This is a genomic window from Herbaspirillum sp. C7C8, assembly GCF_022627875.1.
Classification (GTDB): domain Bacteria; phylum Pseudomonadota; class Gammaproteobacteria; order Burkholderiales; family Burkholderiaceae_D; genus Herbaspirillum.
Genome location: NZ_JABXGG010000010.1, coordinates 103,890 through 122,296 on the forward strand (window position 1 = coordinate 103,890; position 18,407 = coordinate 122,296).

An 18,407-nucleotide genomic window follows, 5' to 3' on the forward strand; every position below is an offset into this window, starting at 1 on the left:
CCATGCCGGTCATGACCTGTGTCGAAGACTTCCGCCTGCTGGCCAAGAAGCGCGTTCCCAAGGCGTTCTACGATTACGCCGACAGCGGTTCCTACACCGAGAGCACCTATCGCGCCAACAGCCGTGATCTGGCCACCCTGAAGCTGCGCCAGCGCGTGGCCATCAACGTCGACGAACGCAGCACCCGCAGCACCATGATCGGCCACGACGTCACCATGCCGGTGGCCATTGCCCCGACCGGCCTGACCGGCATGCAGTGGGCCAATGGCGAGATGCTGGGTGCCATTGCCGCGGAAAAATTCGGCATTCCCTTCACCCTCTCCACCATGAGCATCTGCTCCATCGAGGACGTGGCCAGCGTGACCACCAAGCCGTTCTGGTTCCAGCTCTACGTGATGCGCGACCGTGGCTTCGTGAAGTCCCTGATCGATCGCGCCAAGGCAGCCAAATGCTCGGCCCTGGTGCTGACACTGGACCTGCAGATCCTCGGCCAGCGTCACAAGGATCTCAAGAATGGCATGTCGGTGCCGCCCAAGCTGACCCTGGACACCCTGCTGGACCTGGCCAGCAAGCCCGGCTGGGCACTGCGTGCCCTGGGCGGCCGCAAGACCTTCGGCAACCTGGCCGGTCACATCAAGGGCGGCGAAGGCGCCGGCGGGGTGCAGACCCTCTCCAAGTGGACCGCCAGCCAGTTCGACCCGACCCTGAACTGGGACGATGTCGCCTGGATCAAGCAGCAATGGGGCGGCAAGCTGATCTTGAAGGGCATCCTCGATGTGGAAGATGCCAAGCTGGCCGTTCAGAGCGGTGCCGATGCCATCGTGGTCTCCAACCACGGTGGTCGCCAGCTGGATGGCGCCATGTCCTCCATCGAAGCCCTGCCGGCCATTGCCGAGGCCGTGGGCGACCAGATCGAAGTCTGGTTCGACGGCGGCATCCGCTCCGGCCAGGATGTGTTGAAGGCGGTGGCGCTGGGCGCGCGTGGCACCATGATCGGCCGCGCCTTCCTCTACAGCCTGGGCGCCATGGGCGGAGAAGGCGTGTCGCAGATGCTGGAAATCATGCGCAAGGAACTCGACGTCAGCATGGCCCTGACCGGTACCAAGGACATCAAGGACGTCGGTCCGCAGATCCTGGTGCGCTGAACGCCCTCCTCAACGCAAACGTCCCGGTCCACCGCAAGGTGGCCGGGACGTTTGCTTTGGCGCAGCAACGAGCGAAGTGCTTGCGGTTACGGCTGCGGCTTCTCGTTGAGTACGTCGATGACGGCATCCTGGCCGTAGCGCCGCGCCAGATCCATGGCGGTGAGGCCATCCTTGTTCTTGAGCGTGAGGTCGGCACCGTTGTCGCGCAACACGGCCACCGCCGCCACCCGACCGCGCATGGCGGCCAGCATGACCGGGGTCATCTTGTCGTCGGGCGATTCGGCATCCACATAGGCGGAGGCATCCAGCAGCAGTTTGACGATCTCCGAGCTGCCATTGATGGCCGCGTAATGCAGCGCCGTCCAGCCGGGGCGGTTGACCTCGACCTGGCGCGAGAGCAGCAGTTTCACCACCGGGATGTTTCCGTAGAAGGACGCCAGCATCAGGGGCGTGTCGCCATTGGTGGCCTGGGCTTCCAGATTGACGTCGGGGGCATTGACCAGCACGTCGAAAGCCTGCATCGAATCCTCGCGGATGGCCAGCATCAGGCCGGTGTAGCCACGTTTGGGCTCGATCAGATTGGGGCCCATGCCACGCTGCATCAGTTGCTTGAGGAAGTAGACATTGTCCATGCGGATGGCCTGGAAATATTCTTCATAGGCACCCGCACGCGCCGCGCCGGGCAGCAGCAGCGAGGTATAGAGCACGATGCGACCGATGCCGCCGAAGCGGCTGCGCAGCTTGTCCAGCAGATTCATGGCTTGATTCCGAACAGCGTGAAGAAATTGTCAGAGGTCTGGCGCGCCACGTCGGCCGCACTGATGCCGCGCAGGTCGGCGATGAATTCACCCACATGGCGCACATAAGCGGGCTCGTTGGTCTTGCCGCGGAAGGGCACCGGCGCCAGGTAGGGCGAATCGGTCTCGATGAGCATGCGCTCCAGCGGGATGGTGCGCGCCACCTGTTGCAGGTCCTTGGCCGACTTGAAGGTGACGATGCCCGAGAACGAGATGTAGAAACCCAGCGCGATGGCTGCATCGGCCACCGCCTGGGATTCCGTGAAGCAGTGCATGACCCCTGCGACACCGCCTGCCTGCGGGCTTGCCCCCTCTTCCTGCAGGATACGGATGGTGTCTTCGGAGGCCGCGCGGGTATGGATGATGAGCGGCTTGCCCGTGGCCCGCGAGGCGCGGATATGGGTGCGGAAGCGCTCGCGCTGCCATTCCAAATCGCCTTGCAGGCGGTAGTAATCCAGCCCGGTCTCGCCGATGGCGACGATGCGCGGATGGTCGGCCAGGCCGATGAGCTCCTCCAACGAGGGCTCGGGCGTGTCTTCATAGTCCGGATGCACGCCCACGGAGGCGTAGACATTGGGATACTGCTCGGCCAGGGCCAGCACCTGCGGGAAGTCCGGCAAGTCCACCGAGACGCACAGGGCGTGGCTGACCTGGTTCTCGGCCATCTTGCCGAAGATCTCCGGCAGGCGGGCGGCCAGGTCGGGAAAATTGATGTGGCAATGGGAATCGATATACATGGCCGCTATTGTAAAGCCATGCCGACAGGCTGTCGCCCCTGCTTGCCGGGCGCTTACCTTTCGTTACAGAGGGCCACGCGATGTGCTCAGCGCGCCACCGGGCGCTTGGCCAGCTTGCGCTGCAGGGTGCGGCGGTGCATGTTCAGCGCCCGCGCCGTTGACGAGATATTGCCCTCATGCTCGGCCAGCACGCGCTGGATGTGCTCCCACTCCAGGCGTTCCAGCGACAGCGGCGAAGCCTCTTCCACCGGCAGGACCGGCTCGGCCACCGGCTCGCCCTGACTCACATGGGACAGCGCCGAGAGGATGGAATCCACATTGGCCGGCTTGGCCAGGTAATTGTCGGCACCCGACTTGATGGCCTGTACCGTGGTGGCGATGCTGGCATAGCCGGTCAGCACCAGCAGGCGCGCCTGCGGCAGCGTCTGGCGCAGCGGCGCCACCCATTGCAGACCGGAATCCTTTTCCAGTTGCAGGTCGATGGTGACGTAATCGAAGCGTTCGCGGCGCGCGGCTTCCAGCGCCTCCTCGCCGCTATGCGCCACGGTGGCGCGAAAGCCGCGCCGGGCCAGCGAACGTGCCAGCGTGCTGGCAAAGACATCATTGTCATCGAGAATCAGGAAGGCGGCGCTCATGAGAACATCAGAAAAAACTGGTAAATGAAGGATAGCCTATTGCACCGTGATGCAGCCGCAGCCGCCATCTGCGGCCCGATCACACCAGCGGGAAGCGCAACTGCGCCACCGTACCCTGCCCTGGCAACGAACGCAGGCGCAGCTTGCCGCCCAGGTGCGTGGCGCTGGCAAAGGCCAGCATGAGGCCGATACCGGAGCCGCCCGACGAGCTCGGTACCGGCCCGTGCCCCAGGCGCTGCAACAGCTCCGGGGCGATTCCGGCCCCGTTGTCGGAGACTTCGATGATCGCCATGCTGCGGCCCGGCCTGGCGGTACTGACCGGGCCACCTTCACCCGCCGCGGCCGAGGCCAGGGTAATGCGGATCTCGCCGTGGTGGCCCAGTGTACGCACCGCATGGGCGGCATTGTCGAGCAGGGTCAGGATGATCTGCGAGAGGTCCTGCAGCTGGCTGGCCTTCCAGCCGGGCTGATGTACCTCGGCCACCAGCAGGACGGCCGGATGGCGCAGGCGCCAGCCTTCCAGCAGGCTGGTGAGCCAGGGGGTGATGGCGGCGCTGTCTTCGTTGCGCAGCTGGGCATCGGCGTCCAGGCGCATGTTTTCCAGCGCGGCCTTGCAGACGGCGATCTGTTCCTCGACCACGCGCACGTCTTCTTCATAGGCCGCCAGCGCCGCGTTGCCGGCCATGTCGCGGCGCAATTCCCCGGCGATCACGGCCACCGTCGACAGCGGTGTATTGAGCGCATGCGCAGCGCCGGCGGCCTGGGTCCCCAGGGCCACGATACGATGGCTCTGCAACTGGCGCTCGCGCGCCTGCGCCAGCTGGCCGTCCCGCAAGCGCACGGCGGCAGCGATACGGCTGACGAACCAGGTGATGAGCAGGGCCGAGATCGAGAAATTGATCCACATCCCGGCCAGGTGATAGGCCATCGCCTGGCCCTGGTCGTGGATGTGCAGCGGCTGGTAGACGTACACCAGACCGGAATAGCAACCCAACGCACATACTGCCAGCAGCAAGGCATAGGGCCAGGCCAGCGTGGCCGCTCCCGCCGCCAGTGCCGGCAGGTAGAAGGAGACGAAGGGATTGGTCGAACCGCCCGAGAAATACAGCAGCGCCGTGAGCACCGCCACATCCAGCAACAGTTGCAGGAACAGTTCGGCCTGCTCGGCCGGGCGCGCCCAGCGCATGCGCAGCCAGGTGAGACCATTGATGAGCGCCTGCAAGGCGATCAGGGCCAGCAGGGCCGACAGCGGCAAGGCAATATGCAGCCAGATATGGGCACCGGCCAGCACCAGCAGCTCCCCCGCCACCATGGCCCAGCGCAACCAGAACAGCCGCGACAGCAAGAGATGCTGGGGCTGGTTCATCTGCTCGGAGACGGGGATGAAGAAAGTGGTCGGCGAGATCATGCCGGGATTATACGGTCCGGCACCCGGCTTGCGCCCCCTGCGGCGATTTGCCGCAGGGGGCGTCCCGTGCCCGCTCAATCGAACAGGCGGGCGTAATCGATCAGCATTTCCTCGATGAAGAGCTTGGCCGACAAGGGATGATCCGCTATGGCACGGCGCTCGCCCATGCCGCGCAGTGCGCGCGACAGGGCCAGGGCATCGACGCGCTCGGCCAGCCGGCCCAGTTCCTTGCCGTAACGCGGGTAGTAGCGCACCACGCCCGCCGACCGCAGCGACAGCAGGTCATACAGCCAGCGCTGCACCCAGCCGACCAGGTCGGCCGCCGGCGTCTTCTGCAATTTGTCGGCCGCCCGCAAGGCGCCGTCCACACCGGGCTGGGCCAGGTGGCGCAGCAATTCATCCAGCGCCTCCCGTCCTTCGCCCTGGGCCGCTTCCAGCGCAGCCAGCGGCGCCCCACCCTGTTCGGCCAGCCACGCATCGGCATCCTTGACGCCTTGCTGCCTGAGCCAGGCCAATGCCTCGTCGTGGCCGGGCGCGGTCATGGCGAACTTGCGGCAGCGCGAGAGGATGGTGGGCAGCAAGCGGTCCAGACGATTGGACAGCAACAGGAACATGGTCCCCGGCGGGGGCTCTTCGAGGGTCTTGAGCAAGGCATTGGCGGCGGCGGTGTTGAGCGCCTCGGCCGGATACAGCATCACCACCCGCAAGCCCGAGCGGTGGGTAGAAACGTTCATGAAATCGGCCAGGGCCCGGATCTGGTCGATCTTGATGTCCTTGGACGGGGCCTTGCTGGCCTTGGCGGTTTTCTTTTCTTCACCTGCCTCATCCTCGCCCCCTTCTTCCTCCAGGACCTCCGGGCGCACGCGCCGGTAGTCCGGATGATTCGATTGCGAGAACCAGTTGCAGGAAGCGCACACGCCGCAGGCATGCGCCTCGGGCGTGGGCGATTCGCACAGCAGCGACTTGGCGAAGGCTTCGACGAACTGCGTCTTGCCGGTGCCGGCCGCACCATAGAAGAGCAGCGCATGCGGCAGACGCTCACGCAGTTGCTGCAACTGGCGCCAGCTCTCGCCCTGCCAGGGCAGCAGCGCCTCGGAAGAAGTCACGGACATGCGGTCTCCCTCACAGCGCCGCCATGATGGCGCGCAGTTCTTCCTGGATCACGGCGATGGGCCGGGTGGAATCGATGAGTCGGAAGCGCTGCGGGAACTGGGCGGCGCGGCGCAGGTATTCGGCGCGGGTGTTGGCGAAGAAATCGGCCTTTTCCTGCTCGAACTTGTCCAGCGTGCGTTCGGCATCCAGGCGCGCCCGCGCCACCTCAAGCGGCACGTCGAAGAGCAGCGTGAGGTCCGGCTGCAGATGGGGGTGGACCCATTGTTCCAGGCTGTCCAGCTTGTCCAGCGCCAGCTTGCGACCACCGCCCTGGTAGGCGAAGGTGGCATCGGTGAAACGATCCGAGATGACCCAGTCGCCACGCGCCAGAGCCGGCTCGATGACCTGAGCCAGGTGTTCGCGGCGCGAGGCGAACATCAGCAGGGCTTCGGTTTCCAGGTGCATCCTGTGATGCAGGACCAGTTCACGCAGGCGTTCGCCCAGCTCGGTGCCGCCGGGCTCGCGGGTGGCGACCACGGACAGGCCGCGCTCACGCAGCAGCTGGGTGACGAAAGGAATATGGGTCGACTTGCCGGCGCCGTCGATGCCTTCGAAGGTGATGAATTTGCCTGATGCCATGAAGGTATCGCTACTCACTAAATCGGTAAAAGGAAGGCCGGCTCAACGCTGGTAGCGGTTGACGGCCTGGTTGTGCTCGTTGAGGTTGCTGGAGAAATGGCTGGTGCCATCGCCGCGCGCCACGAAGTATAAGGCTTCGGTCTTGTCCGGGTTCATGGCAGCCGCCAGCGAGGCCGCACCGGGCAGGGCAATCGGCGTGGGCGGCAGGCCGGCGCGGGTGTAGGTGTTGTAGGGCGTGTCGGTGAGCAGATCGATCTTGCGGATCTTGCCCTGGTAACGGTCGCCCATGCCATAGATCACGGTCGGGTCGGTCTGCAACAGCATACCGGTGCGCAGACGGTTGACGAAGACCCCGGCCACCATGCCGCGCTCGGACTTCTGACCGGTCTCCTTCTCGACGATGGACGCCATGATCAGCGCCTCATAGGGCGTGCGATACGGCAGCGACAGGTCGCGCTGCGCCCAGGCCTCGTTCAATTTCTTGCTCATGAGGGTGAAGGCCTGCTTGTAGACCTGCATGTCGCTGGCCCCCTTGGCGAAGAGATAGGTATCCGGGAAGAACAGGCCTTCCGGATAGGTGTATTCGTTGGTCAGCTTGGCCAGGATCTGCTGGTCGGTCCAGCTGGCGGTATCGTGCTTGAGCGCGGGCTGTTCGGCGATGGCCCGGCGCATCTGCTTGAAGGTCCAGCCTTCGATGACGGTCAGCGCTTCCTGCGCGAATTCGCCGCGGACCAGTTGTTGCAGCAGGCGCTGCGGCGTGTAGCCCGGCTTGATCTCGTAGCTGCCCGCCTTGATGCGACTGCCTTCGCCTGACAGGCGCGCATAGAGCGCAAACAAATCCGGATTGACCGGCACGCCGGCAGCGGCGATCTGCTTGGCCGCACCATTGACGCCGGCGCCCGGCATGATCGTGAAGGCAATCACCTGCGCGTTCGGGTCGATGATGGGCTGCCGCGACCAATACACTCCGGCTCCCGCCACCAGGGCGGCCAGTACCAGCAATGTCACAAATAACTTCTTCATACCAGAGGCGAAATCCTTGTTGCTCCGACGCGATTTTTCGGAGATCACTATAATCGAGGCATCAATGATAATCGCTGGCACGACAGTTGCCTAATTTGCCGGACCGAATGACCCGGCAAGACGTAATCCGTAAAAGATTTCCCCTATGACAGAAATGACTTCTTCGCCCTCCGGCTGGCGCGACTTCCTGGCACAGCAAGGCGCCCGGTTCGACGCCGAGAGTGCCGACCAGGCCGACGTGATCGGCTTCGGTTCCGCCTCCCACGCACCGCAAAGCCTGGAAAGCTTCATGGCCCCGCTGACCACGCTGGGCCTGATCGCCGTCACCGGCGAGGACGCCGCCAGCTTCCTGCATGGCCAGCTCACCAACGATGTAGCGCAGCTGGATACCGGTGTGGCACGACTGGCAGGCTACTGCTCGCCCAAGGGACGCCTGCTGGCGACCTTCCTGATGTGGCGCGACGAGCAGGCCATCTGGCTGCAACTGCCGCGCACCCTGCAGCCGGCCATCCAGAAACGTCTGCAGATGTTCGTCATGCGCGCCAAGGCCAGGCTGGCCGACGCCAGCACCGAGCGCGCCGTGCTCGGCCTGGTCGGCCCGGCTACCGCCAATGCACTGGCACAATGGTTCCCGGTCTTGCCGGCGGCCCCCTACGACAAGATCGACAACAGCCACGGCACCCTGATCCGCCTGGCCGATGCCGTAGACAGTCCGCGCTATCAATGGATCGCCCCCGTGGACATCCTCACCGCCGCCTGGCCCGAACTGGCCCGGCATCTGACTCCGACGGCGGGCCTGGCCTGGCGGCTTTCGGAGATCCGTGCGGGCGTGCCGGGCATCGTGCAAGCCACCCAGGAGCAGTTCGTGCCGCAGATGATCAATTTCGAACTGATCGGCGGGGTCAACTTCAAGAAGGGCTGCTACCCCGGTCAGGAAATCGTGGCGCGCAGCCAGTACCTGGGCAAGCTCAAGCGCCGCACCATGCTGGCCACCATCGCCAGCAGCCAGGCGCATGCGGGACAGGAAGTGTTTGCCGCCGCCGATCCTGGCCAGCCCTGCGGCATGGTGGTCAACGCCGAAGCGCTGGATGAGGGCCACGCCCTGGCCCTGGTGGAAATGAAGCTGGCCGCCGCCGAAGACAGCGTGCACCTGGGCGCGGCCGATGGTCCGGCACTGCATTGGCATGCCCTGCCCTATGAGCTGGCCGATCCGCAATAAGCGGCGCGCCGACCGAGCCACACCGCAGCCATAGGGACGCATCCATGGATCTCTACATTTATTATCGGGTCGACACTGCACACGCGACGACCCTGTTCGGCAAGATCAAGGGCGTACAGGCCATGTTGCAAGCGCGCCTGGGCATCGCCGGTGGCCTCAAGCGCCGCCCCGGCGAACAGGAAGGATTGCAGACCTGGATGGAAATCTACCAGGGCATCCTGCCCTCCGGCCTCGACGAATTCACCGCCACGCTGGCGCGCGCCCTGGAAGACTCGGGCGCCGCCGCGCTCATCAGCGGCCAGCGCCACGTTGAACAGTTCGAGGATGTTGCGCCATGTGCCTGATCATCTTCGCCTGGAAAGTGATCCCCGGCATGCCCCTGATCATGGCGGCCAATCGCGACGAGTTCTACGCCCGCCCGGCGGCCCATGCCGACTGGTGGAACGACCATCCCAAGATTTATGCCGGACGCGACCTGCAAGGCGGCGGCACCTGGCTGGGTGTAACCAGGGACGGGCGCTTTGCCGCCCTGACCAATGTGCGCGCACCCTCGGAGCGTCGCACCGACGCGCCCACCCGCGGCCAGCTGGTGGCCGACTATCTGGCCAGCGACCTCGATGTGCAGGCATACCTGCGACGGATCGAACCCGAGGCGCAGCGTTACAACGGTTTCAACCTGCTGCTGGGCGATCGGGAAACCATGGTGTGGTATTCCAACCGGGGCCAGGAAGATCCGCGCAACGGCCAGCCGCTGGAGTACGGGGTCTACGGCGTCTCCAATGCCTTGCTGGACACGCCCTGGCCCAAGCTCACCCGGGCCAAGGCGCAGTTTGCCAGCCTGCTGTGCCAGGGCGCGCCGGAGGAAACCTTCTTCGAGATGTTGACCGATGGCACCCGTGCCAATGATTGCCGCCTGCCCGATACCGGCGTGGGATTGGAAAAGGAGCGCATGCTCTCGCCCATCTTCATCCGCTCGCCGGACTATGGCACGCGCTGCTCGACGGTTCTGCGCGTGCCCATCGTCGGCGAGCCGGTGCTGACCGAGCAGGTGCTTGATCCTATGGCGATGCAATATAGCGCCGAGCCGGCCACGGACAAAGCGTGCAAGATACCCTGCAAGCCGCGCCTGCAGGAAATGCCATCCGACAACCACCTGCCGGATGGAAAAGCAGGCACCATCTGAGTGGAAGACTTCACACTCGGTCTTGCTGACATAACCAGATCGAATATCTGATATACAGAAGATAAATTGGATGAATTTGATGCGGAGCAGTAAAGTTGTACCTGTCTCCTCCAATTTCCTCCTAAAGAATTGGATTCAAGCCCACACCGCAAGGTTGTGGGCTTTTTTTTCGTCCGTCCAGCGCAGTACGGTCAGACGTGCATTTCCAGCGCCTCCAGCAGCATCTCCGCCACGCGTTCGGACGACTGCGGATTCTGGCCGGTAATCAGCTGGCCGTCGCGGATGGCAAACACCTGCCAGTTGTCGGTGCCTTCAAATATCCCCCCCAGCTCACGCAGACGGCTTTCCAGCAGGAACGGCACGACCTCGGCCAGCCCCACTTCGCGCTCTTCGGCATCTGTGAAGGAATTGACACGCTTGCCCGCCACCATCGGCTTGCCATCGGCCTTCACGGCCGAAACCAGGCCAGCGGCACCGTGGCAGACTGAAGCAATGAACTTGCCGGCGGCATAGGCGTTCTCGACGATGGCCTTGACGTTGGCGTCGTCGGGCAGGTCCCACATGGTGCCGTGACCGCCCGGGAAGAACACCGCATCAAAGGTGCTCACATCGATCTCGCCCAAGGCAGGCGTCTGGGCGATGCGCTGCTGCAGTTCAGCATCGGCCAGCATGCGTTCGACGATGGCCTCATTCTGACCCTGGGGCTTGACGCTACCCGGATCAATCGGCGCCTTGCCACCGGCGGTGGAAGCGATCAGCACCGAAGCCCCGGCATCCACCAGGGCGTAGTAAGGCGCGGCCAGTTCCTCGGCCCACAGGCCGGTGGGTTTGTCGGTGTCCCCCATGCGGCTGCTGGAGGTGACGATCATCAGGATATCGGGCTTGGTCATGTTATTCCTTTCTTCATGAGGGATGGATGGCATATGAAGCAAAACGACATTGCCAACGTGGACCGCACTTTATTCCTGTAGTTATCGAAGATAAACTAGGCAACCATCAATTCATTCATTACATCATTGAACAAATGCGCAGTTTTGATCCCGTCCAGCTAGGCAGCATCGAACTGTTCTGCAAGGCTGCCGAACTGGGCAGCTTCACGGCGGCTGCCGAGGCACTGGGGCTGACACCGGCGTCGGTGAGCCGCTCCATCAGCCGGCTGGAAGCGCGACTGGGCGTGCGTCTGTTTGCCCGGACCACGCGCCAGATCCGGCTCACGCGCGAGGGCGAGCTGTATCACGAACAATGCCGCCAGGCCCTGGAACAGATCGCCCAGGCCGAACGCATCCTCACCGGCCAGCAGAAAGTGCCCAGCGGCCCCTTGCGCATCAGTGTGGGCAGCCCTTACGCGCACTATCGGCTGCTGCCCTTGTTGCCGCGTTTCCAGGCGGCGTATCCGCAGATCGAAGTGGAATTGAGCATTGCCAACCGCGTCATCGATTTCGTCGAAGAGGGATATGACCTCGCGATCCGGCTGGGTGTGCCACAGGATTCACGGCTGATCGCCCATACCCTGGAAGAGGCCACGCTGGGGGTCTTTGCTGCGCCCGATTATCTCGCGCGGCGCGGTCGGCCCGACAGCGTGGAAGCGCTCAAGCAGCATGACTGCATCCAGTTCATCCTGCCCAGTACCGGGCGCGCCATGCCATGGATCTTCAAGGATGCCCAGGGGCGCGACATGGATTTTCATTTCCGGAGCCGCCAGCGCATCCATGACGACGTGCTGGGCTGCGTCAACTGGGCCATGGCGGGCGGGGGATTGTTCCAGATCTACCACTTCATCGCGCAGGCAGCGGTCCAGCGCGGCGAACTGGTGGAAGTACTGCAGTCGGCCGGGCATCGCACCCGGCGCTTTTCCATCCTGTATCCGCACAACCGGCACCTGTCGGCGCGGGTACGGGCGTTTGTCGATTTTCTGATGCAGGCAGTGCGGCCGTAAAGACTTCGGCCCCGCCGCCACGCCGAACACGACGTGAGGATGGGGCCGATCAGTCAAGCCGGTGCTGCGGGCACAAGGCCCGCCGCTGCTTAATGGTGCATCTTCGCTTCCGTACGATCCAGCACCGCTTCCGGTGCCTGCGCGTCTTCCACGGTCTCGTTGTTGAGGACCTTGGTCAGGCGTGCGCTATCCAGTTCGCCGCTCCACTTGGCCACCACCAGGGTGGCCACGCCGTTGCCGATGGTGTTGGTCAGCGCACGGGCTTCGGACATGAAGCGGTCAATGCCCAGGATCAGCGCCAGGCCGGCCACCGGCACGTGGCCCACCGCCGACAGCGTCGCTGCCAGCACGATGAAGCCCGAACCCGTGATGCCCGCGGCCCCCTTGGACGTCAGCAACAGCACGCCCAGAAGCGTGAGCTCCTGCACGAAGGTCATGGGCGTGTTGGTCGCCTGGGCGATGAACACGGCCGCCATGGTCAGGTAGATCGCGGTGCCGTCCAGGTTGAAGGAGTAACCCGTCGGGATCACCAGACCCACCACGGTCTTCTTGGCCCCGGCATTTTCCATCTTGGCCAGCATGCGCGGCAGCACCGATTCCGAGGACGAGGTGCCCAGCACGATCAGCAGTTCTTCCTTGATGTACTTGACGAACTTCCAGATCGAGAAGCCGTGCAGGCGCGTGATGATACCCAAGACCACGAAGATGAACAGCAGACAGGTCAGATAGAAGGTGCCCATCAGCTTGGCCAGCGAGAACAGCGAACCCACACCGTACTTGCCGATGGTGAAGGACATCGCACCGAAGGCGCCGATCGGGGCCACCTTCATGATCGCGCCCACCACCGAGAACAGCACGTGCGAGATCTTCTCGATGAAGTCGAACACCAGCGTGCCGCGGCCACCGAATTTGTGCAGAGCGAAGCCGAACAGCACCGCCACCAGCAACACCTGCAGCACGTCACCCTTGGCAAAGGCGTCGAACATGCTGCTGGGGATGATGCTGAGCACGAAGTCCGTGACCGAACCCAGCTTGCCGGGCGCAGTGTAGGCCGCGATGCTCTTGGTATCGAGCGACGCCGGATCGACATTCATGCCCACACCCGGTTGCAGGAAGTTCACCAGCAACAGGCCGATGAGCAGTGCCACGGTACTGACGACTTCGAAATACAGCAGGGCCAGGCCACCGGTCTTGCCGACCTTCTTCATGTCTTCCATGCCGGCGATACCGATGACGACCGTACAGAAGATGACCGGCGCGATGATCATCTTGATCAACTTGACGAAACCATCGCCCAGCGGCTTCATGGCTTCACCCGTGGACGGATAGAAATGGCCCAGCGCGATACCGATCACGATGGCGCACAGGACCTGGAAATACAGGGACTTGTAAAGGGGCGGTTTTGGCGCCGACATAGTGCTTTCTCCTTGAAACATGGATGACCAGCGGGCCTGCAGAGACCTGCCGCCTGCCGTGGTCGGATCGTCGTCCGTTCTGGCGGGTGCTTGTTGTTGGTCCGGGAGAACTCCCCCTCCCCGGTGCGGCCGCAAGTATCGCGCAGTCATTTCCGGGCGGGTATTGTGGGAAACCACATAGCTTCACTAAAGAGGCATGCAAAATGCTTTATTCTTCATTCTGCAAAGCAACAATCTTCGCTATATTCTGTGCCGGACTGAACGGAACTCTCTTTTTCCGGGGGCAGTCGGCACTCATAAGGAAAACATCGTGCAAGCAAAACTGACGGTCACCGCGCGCCTGGCCATCCTGGTGGCGGTACTGTGCGGCAGCGTGGTCCTGCTGGCCTGGCGTGACATGCAGGGCATGGCCGCAAGCAATGACAAGCTGCGCTACGTTTATGAAGATCGCACCATGGCGCTGATCCATATCGCCCGGGTACGCGACGCGCTCTACCTGAACCGCGACGTCATGGGTCGCGCCCTGATGCTGGCCAACCTGCCCGCTCCGACTGGTGAAGACAGCAACAGCAGCAGCAGCGAGCGCATCAAGCCCTTGCTGGACCGCATTCCCGCCCTGGATGCCACCTTCGAGCAAGGCTGGCAGGCCTACCGGGCGACCCGACTGGAGCCGCAGGAACAGACCGAGGCGGCGCGCTTCGAGCAGAACTGGCGGCGTTACGTCGCCGACCGCGCCCAGGTGCTGGATCTGCTGCGCAGCAACGAACCGCTGCAGGCCAATCGGCGGTGGACGCAGCTGACCGGCCAACTGGCCGGCCTGGCGAGCCAGCTGGCCACGCTGGGCCAGTTGCAGGAAAGCTTTACGCGCAGCTCCTATGAAGCGGCACACCAGGATTACCGGCAACTGCGCAGCCACAACCTGCAGATTGCGGGTCTGGCGCTGACCATCGGCATCGCCATTGCGCTCTGGATCATCTTCAGCCTGCGTCGCCAACTGGGCGGCGAGCCGGATTACGCCGCCGATATCGTGCGCCAGATCGCCGAGGGCAATCTCGGCGTCGCCGTGACCCTGCGCCGCCGCGACCGCAGCAGCCTGCTCCACGCCATGCACGGCATGCGCGAACGGCTCACCGAGATCATGCGCAGTGTCACTGAGCTGACCCACGCCCTGGATCACTCCACCCGCCAGCTCAACGCCACCGCACAAGACCTGGCCAACGCCTCCAGCGAGCAGGCCGCCGCCGTGGAAGAAGTGCACAGCGCCATCAGCAACATCAGCCAGGCCATCGGCCAGACCGGCGAACACGCGCGCCGCACCGACCAGATTGCCCTGAAAGCGGCTGCCGATGCCGACCAGAGCGGCGCGGCAGTGCAGAGCACGGTGGCTGCCATGCGCGGCATTGCGCGCCAGGTCGGGGTCATCGACGACATTGCCTATCAGACCAATCTGCTGGCCCTCAACGCAGCCATCGAGGCGGCACGGGCCGGTGAACACGGGCGCGGCTTTTCAGTGGTGGCAGCGGAAATCCGCAAGCTGGCCGAGCGCAGCCAGTACAGCGCACAGGAGATCAGCGCGATTGCCCAGCAAAGCGTGGAATTGGCCGAGGCGACCAGCCAGCGTCTGGCCGCTGGCACCTTGCAGGGAATCCGCGACGCCTCGCAGCAGATCAACCAGATCACGCTGTCGGCGCGCATGCAGGAGGAAGGCGTGCAGGAGATCGGCTCGGCCGTGATCCAACTCAATGACACCACCCAGCGCAACGCCGCTGCCTCCGAGGAACTGGCCTGCACCGCCGAAGCGGTGGCCGAACGGGCGCGCGAACTGAACGCCCAGCTGTGTTACTTCAGACTGGCCCAACAGCGGCAGAGCGCGCCACCACTCCCCCGGTCAGCCTGAAGAAGCGAGCAACTCAGGTACCCGTGCCTGGCAGTCGGGCGCGCATGGTGATGTGGGCAATGCCGGCTTCCACGAATGGTTCTCCCTCGCGGACAAAGCCGTAGCGCTGGTAGAAGCCCTCGGCATGCAGCTGGGCATTGAGGATCACTTCCGCATCGCCGCGCGCACGGGCAGCCGCCATCAGCGCCTGCAGCACCGCGCCGCCCACGCCCTGTCCACGTCCGGCCTTGCGCACGGCCATGCGACCGATGTGGCCATCGGGCAGCAGACGACCGGTGGCCAGGGGCTGGCCGGCGGCGTCATAGGCGACGGCATGCACGCAATGCGGGTCCATGTCATCAAGCTCGATCTCGGCCGGCACCTTCTGTTCATCGACGAAGACCTCGAAACGGATAGGCTGGGCCTGCGCACGCAGCTGCTCCCAGCTGCCGGTGATGATTTCCATGGTGGATTTCCTGCGAAAAAGAAAAGGGATAAGCTCGTGCACTCACTCGTGATCCAGCTTGCGCGAGATGTCCAGGCGGCGAATCAGCTTGAAGGTGCCCATGGCCTTGGCCACCAGGCGGTCGCCATTGAACAGTTCGGCCTGGCAGAAGCACATGGTGGTCGAGCGGTGGTAAGTATGGCCGCGCGCAATGAGGGTCTCGCCGGCACGGCCGGCGGGCTGCAGGAAGCTGGTACTCATCTCGACGGTCGCCGAGGACTTGGCATCAGGCGCGCCGGCCCGGGCCGACAAGCCCATGGCCACGTCCAGCAGGGTCATGCTGATGCCGCCCTGGGCCACATGCCAGCTGTTCATGAATTCGGGCTTGAGCCGCAGTGCCATGACGGCGCGGTCATTGCCGTATTCCAGCACCTCCACGCCCAGGGCTTCCAGATAGGGATTCCCCTGCGGGAACACCTCGGTGATGGGCAGACTCATGCCTGCCTCAGATTTCGTAATCCATGCACTGGCGCGCTTCGCGTACGGCACCGATGAAAGGTTTGATGGCCACGTGGTCGGGATGCTCCTGGTAGGCATCCAGCGCCTCGCGCGAAGCGAATTCGGAGTAGAGCACCACGTCATAGGTAGCTTCCAGGCCAGGTTGTGCCAGCACGGCCTCGAACTTCAGGATGCCGGGAACCACGTTGGCGCAGCTGTCCAGCAATTGCTTCATCTTGCGCAGGTTGGTGGCCTTGTCGGCGCCTTCTGCATGGTCCTTCAGTTTCCACATGACGATATGCTTGATCACGATAGCTCTTCCTGGTCAGAAAATGAACAATCCGTAATGATAAGCCAAAGCCCCGTGCTCAGTGCCGGGCGCCTCAGGATCGTCGGGCGATCTTCATGAAGGAACCCACCAGCCGCCCTTCACGGCGTTCAGCCAGGCAATACACATAGGTATGCGTGGTCACCGGATCGCCCTCGATGCGCACCATGCGGAAACGTTCATCTGCAATGAACTCCGCCTCCGACACCGCCCCCAGGCCCAGGCCCCGCGCCACGGCCTCGCGCAAGGCTTCACGACTGCCGATTTCCATCACCACCTGCACACGCACGCCAGCCTGTTGCAAGGCCTGCTCCAGCGCCAGCCGCGTGGTCGACCCCTGTTCCCGCATGATCAGCGGCTGCTGCTCCAGCTCGGCCAGCGAAACCGCAGTGCGCTGGTAGAACGGATGGCTGCGGTGGGCGAACAGCACCACCGCATGGTCGGCGTAGGGCACCGCATGAAAGCGCGCATCGTCATTGAAGCTGGCCAGCACCGCCACGTCCGTCACGTAATTGGCCAGGTCCGCCAGCGACTGCGCCGAATTGCCCAGCTTGATCGACAGTTCCACCTTGGGATAGCGGGCACGATAGGCATCCACCATCTCGATGACGTGGAACGGCCCGACCGCACCGATGCGCAGATGACCCACGTGCAGCGCCCCCGAATTGACCAGCAGGTTCAGCGCATCCAGTTCCAGTTCGGCGATGTTCTGGGCGATGGGCAGCAAGCGCTGTGCCGTCTCCGACAGATCCACCCGACGGCCCCGGCGGAAGAACAGCTCCACGTTGTGTTCTCGCTCCAGCGATTGCACCTGGGTCGTCAGGGTGGGCTGGCTCACGCCCAGGGCACGCGCGGCGGCAGAAAAACCGCGATGGCGCGCCACCGCCAGGAAAGCGCGTAGTTGCGAAGGGGTCATCTATAGATCCAGTCAATAGCTTTATCCAATTTCCGGGATTATATCGATAACAGCGGCGTCACAAAGTCTCGTTAAGCTCTCTTCCCATCCAGCTTGCCGCCCTTCGGGCGGGCCCACGCCGTCCCTTCCCTGCCTCAGCACACCTCCAAGGAGAATCCATGCAATCCGCCTCCGGCCCCGGCCGCCCCCTGCAAGCCGTCATCTTCGACTGGGCCGGTACGCTGGTCGATTTCGGCTCCCTGGCCCCCACCCAGATCTTCGTGGACGCCTTCCACAGCTTTGGCATCGAACTGAGCCTGCAACAGGCACGCGGACCCATGGGCTTGTCCAAGTGGCAGCATATCCGCCTGCTGCTGGAAGATCCGTCACTGGCGGCGCAGTGGCGGCAGCGCACCGGCCATGCGCCCACTCAGGCCGACATTGACGCCATCTATGCCCACTTCATGCCGATGCAGATCGCCAAGGTCGGCCAGTATTCGCAGCCCATCGCGGGCGCTGCGCAGGTGCTGGCCTGGCTGCGCGGCCAGGGCCTCAAGATCGGCTCCTGCTCCGGCTATCCGCGCCAGGTACTGGACGTGCTGCTGCCCATGGCGGCGGCCGAAGGCATCCGCCCCGACCACGTGGTGGCCGGCGATGAACTGCCGGCCGGTGGCCGCCCCGGCCCCTACATGGCCCTGGCCAACATGCTGGCGCTGCAGATCGACGACGTGGCCGGCTGCATCAAGGTCGACGACACCGTGCCCGGCATCGAGGAAGGCTTGCGCGCCGGGATGTGGAGCGTAGGCGTCTCTCTTTCGGGTAATGAAGTCGGACTGACACGCGCGCAACTGCAAGCGCTACCAACCGAAGAAGCCGCCCGCCGCAAGGAGGAAGCCGAACAACGCCTGCGTGCCGCGGGCGCCCACTACGTGATCGACTCGGTGGCCGACCTGCCGCAGATCGTCGCCCACGTGCGCTCGCGCTTGGCCATGGGCGAGCGTCCCTGAAGTCAGCGCGGGCAGACCGGACGGGCCGTTGCAACGGCTTTCACGGTCGTTGACAAGCCCGGCGCCGGACTCATAGAATTGCCCGGCAGATAATTCATACAAGAGACCATCTGTAAGATGGTCTCACCA

20 protein-coding genes are annotated in these 18,407 nt (G+C 64.0%); 7 read left to right on the forward strand and 13 right to left on the reverse strand.

The window, feature by feature from the left end:
• Positions 1 to 2 precede the first annotated feature (2 nt).
• Positions 3 to 1,145, forward strand: coding sequence for an alpha-hydroxy acid oxidase (locus tag HWE01_RS13475; protein WP_008329437.1), 1,143 nt, complete (start codon positions 3 to 5; stop codon positions 1,143 to 1,145).
• An 86-nt stretch (positions 1,146 to 1,231) separates the two neighbouring features.
• On the opposite strand, the gene HWE01_RS13480 is transcribed toward HWE01_RS13475, so the two are convergent.
• From HWE01_RS13480 to mltG, 7 genes are all read right to left on the reverse strand, one after another.
• Positions 1,232 to 1,903: an ankyrin repeat domain-containing protein gene (locus tag HWE01_RS13480; RefSeq protein ID WP_008329438.1), complete on the reverse strand. Its 672-nt coding sequence runs from the start codon at positions 1,901 to 1,903 to the stop codon at positions 1,232 to 1,234.
• The gene (locus HWE01_RS13485) at positions 1,900 to 2,679 is read right to left on the reverse strand and encodes a TatD family hydrolase (protein ID WP_241822070.1); all 780 of its coding nucleotides are present in this window, start codon (positions 2,677 to 2,679) and stop codon (positions 1,900 to 1,902) included. Before HWE01_RS13485 ends, HWE01_RS13480 begins: the two co-directional genes overlap by 4 nt.
• An 86-nt stretch (positions 2,680 to 2,765) precedes the next feature.
• Positions 2,766 to 3,314, reverse strand: coding sequence for a response regulator transcription factor (locus HWE01_RS13490; protein WP_008329440.1), 549 nt, complete (start codon positions 3,312 to 3,314; stop codon positions 2,766 to 2,768).
• A 79-nt stretch (positions 3,315 to 3,393) separates the two neighbouring features.
• The gene (locus HWE01_RS13495) at positions 3,394 to 4,722 is read right to left on the reverse strand and encodes an ATP-binding protein (protein WP_008329441.1); all 1,329 of its coding nucleotides are present in this window, start codon (positions 4,720 to 4,722) and stop codon (positions 3,394 to 3,396) included.
• A 74-nt stretch (positions 4,723 to 4,796) separates the two neighbouring features.
• Positions 4,797 to 5,834, reverse strand: coding sequence for a DNA polymerase III subunit delta' (locus HWE01_RS13500; protein WP_175345011.1), 1,038 nt, complete (start codon positions 5,832 to 5,834; stop codon positions 4,797 to 4,799).
• A gap of 10 nt (positions 5,835 to 5,844) precedes the next feature.
• Positions 5,845 to 6,453, reverse strand: a complete 609-nt coding sequence (gene tmk, locus HWE01_RS13505) for a dTMP kinase (RefSeq protein ID WP_008329443.1) — start codon at positions 6,451 to 6,453, stop codon at positions 5,845 to 5,847.
• A 42-nt stretch (positions 6,454 to 6,495) separates the two neighbouring features.
• Positions 6,496 to 7,476 (reverse strand): endolytic transglycosylase MltG, encoded by a 981-nt coding sequence (gene mltG, locus HWE01_RS13510; protein WP_008329444.1) that lies wholly within the window; start codon positions 7,474 to 7,476, stop codon positions 6,496 to 6,498.
• A 145-nt stretch (positions 7,477 to 7,621) separates the two neighbouring features.
• Here mltG and ygfZ point away from each other — a divergent pair, with 145 nt between their 5' ends.
• Genes ygfZ through HWE01_RS13525 form a run of 3 tightly spaced genes read left to right on the forward strand, consistent with a single transcriptional unit; the run spans position 7,622 to position 9,878 of the window.
• Positions 7,622 to 8,695, forward strand: a complete 1,074-nt coding sequence (gene ygfZ / locus HWE01_RS13515) for a CAF17-like 4Fe-4S cluster assembly/insertion protein YgfZ (protein ID WP_241822071.1) — start codon at positions 7,622 to 7,624, stop codon at positions 8,693 to 8,695.
• A 44-nt stretch (positions 8,696 to 8,739) separates the two neighbouring features.
• Positions 8,740 to 9,039: a DUF4936 family protein gene (locus HWE01_RS13520; RefSeq protein WP_008329446.1), complete on the forward strand. Its 300-nt coding sequence runs from the start codon at positions 8,740 to 8,742 to the stop codon at positions 9,037 to 9,039.
• Positions 9,030 to 9,878, forward strand: coding sequence for an NRDE family protein (locus HWE01_RS13525; protein ID WP_241822072.1), 849 nt, complete (start codon positions 9,030 to 9,032; stop codon positions 9,876 to 9,878). The genes HWE01_RS13520 and HWE01_RS13525 overlap by 10 nt, the downstream gene beginning before the upstream one ends.
• A 191-nt stretch (positions 9,879 to 10,069) precedes the next feature.
• On the opposite strand, the gene HWE01_RS13530 is transcribed toward HWE01_RS13525, so the two are convergent.
• Positions 10,070 to 10,768: a type 1 glutamine amidotransferase domain-containing protein gene (locus HWE01_RS13530; protein WP_241822073.1), complete on the reverse strand. Its 699-nt coding sequence runs from the start codon at positions 10,766 to 10,768 to the stop codon at positions 10,070 to 10,072.
• Between the two features lie 134 nt (positions 10,769 to 10,902).
• On the opposite strand from HWE01_RS13530, the gene HWE01_RS13535 reads away from it, so the two are divergent.
• On the forward strand, positions 10,903 to 11,814 hold the full coding sequence (locus HWE01_RS13535; RefSeq protein WP_008329450.1) for a LysR family transcriptional regulator: 912 nt from the start codon (positions 10,903 to 10,905) through the stop codon (positions 11,812 to 11,814).
• Positions 11,815 to 11,903: 89 nt separating this feature from the next.
• Here HWE01_RS13535 and HWE01_RS13540 read toward each other — a convergent pair whose 3' ends face one another.
• Positions 11,904 to 13,229, reverse strand: a complete 1,326-nt coding sequence (locus tag HWE01_RS13540) for a dicarboxylate/amino acid:cation symporter (RefSeq protein ID WP_008329451.1) — start codon at positions 13,227 to 13,229, stop codon at positions 11,904 to 11,906.
• A 310-nt stretch (positions 13,230 to 13,539) separates the two neighbouring features.
• Between HWE01_RS13540 and HWE01_RS13545 the strand changes: the two genes are divergently transcribed.
• Positions 13,540 to 15,126: a methyl-accepting chemotaxis protein gene (locus tag HWE01_RS13545; RefSeq protein ID WP_008329452.1), complete on the forward strand. Its 1,587-nt coding sequence runs from the start codon at positions 13,540 to 13,542 to the stop codon at positions 15,124 to 15,126.
• 13 nt (positions 15,127 to 15,139) lie between these two features.
• Here HWE01_RS13545 and HWE01_RS13550 read toward each other — a convergent pair whose 3' ends face one another.
• The 4 genes from HWE01_RS13550 to HWE01_RS13565 all read right to left on the reverse strand — a co-directional run bounded on the left by HWE01_RS13550 (position 15,140) and on the right by HWE01_RS13565 (position 17,292).
• A complete protein-coding gene (locus HWE01_RS13550; RefSeq protein ID WP_241822074.1) occupies positions 15,140 to 15,571 on the reverse strand; it encodes a GNAT family N-acetyltransferase in 432 nt (143 codons plus the stop codon).
• 42 nt (positions 15,572 to 15,613) lie between these two features.
• Positions 15,614 to 16,048: a PaaI family thioesterase gene (locus tag HWE01_RS13555; protein ID WP_008329454.1), complete on the reverse strand. Its 435-nt coding sequence runs from the start codon at positions 16,046 to 16,048 to the stop codon at positions 15,614 to 15,616.
• 7 nt (positions 16,049 to 16,055) lie between these two features.
• Entirely contained in the window at positions 16,056 to 16,358 is a 303-nt protein-coding gene (locus HWE01_RS13560; protein WP_008329455.1) for a Dabb family protein, read from the reverse strand.
• 73 nt (positions 16,359 to 16,431) lie between these two features.
• A complete protein-coding gene (locus HWE01_RS13565) occupies positions 16,432 to 17,292 on the reverse strand; it encodes a LysR substrate-binding domain-containing protein (RefSeq protein ID WP_008329467.1) in 861 nt (286 codons plus the stop codon).
• 158 nt (positions 17,293 to 17,450) lie between these two features.
• Here HWE01_RS13565 and phnX point away from each other — a divergent pair, with 158 nt between their 5' ends.
• A complete protein-coding gene (gene phnX / locus HWE01_RS13570) occupies positions 17,451 to 18,278 on the forward strand; it encodes a phosphonoacetaldehyde hydrolase (protein ID WP_008329468.1) in 828 nt (275 codons plus the stop codon).
• Positions 18,279 to 18,407: the final 129 nt, after the last annotated feature.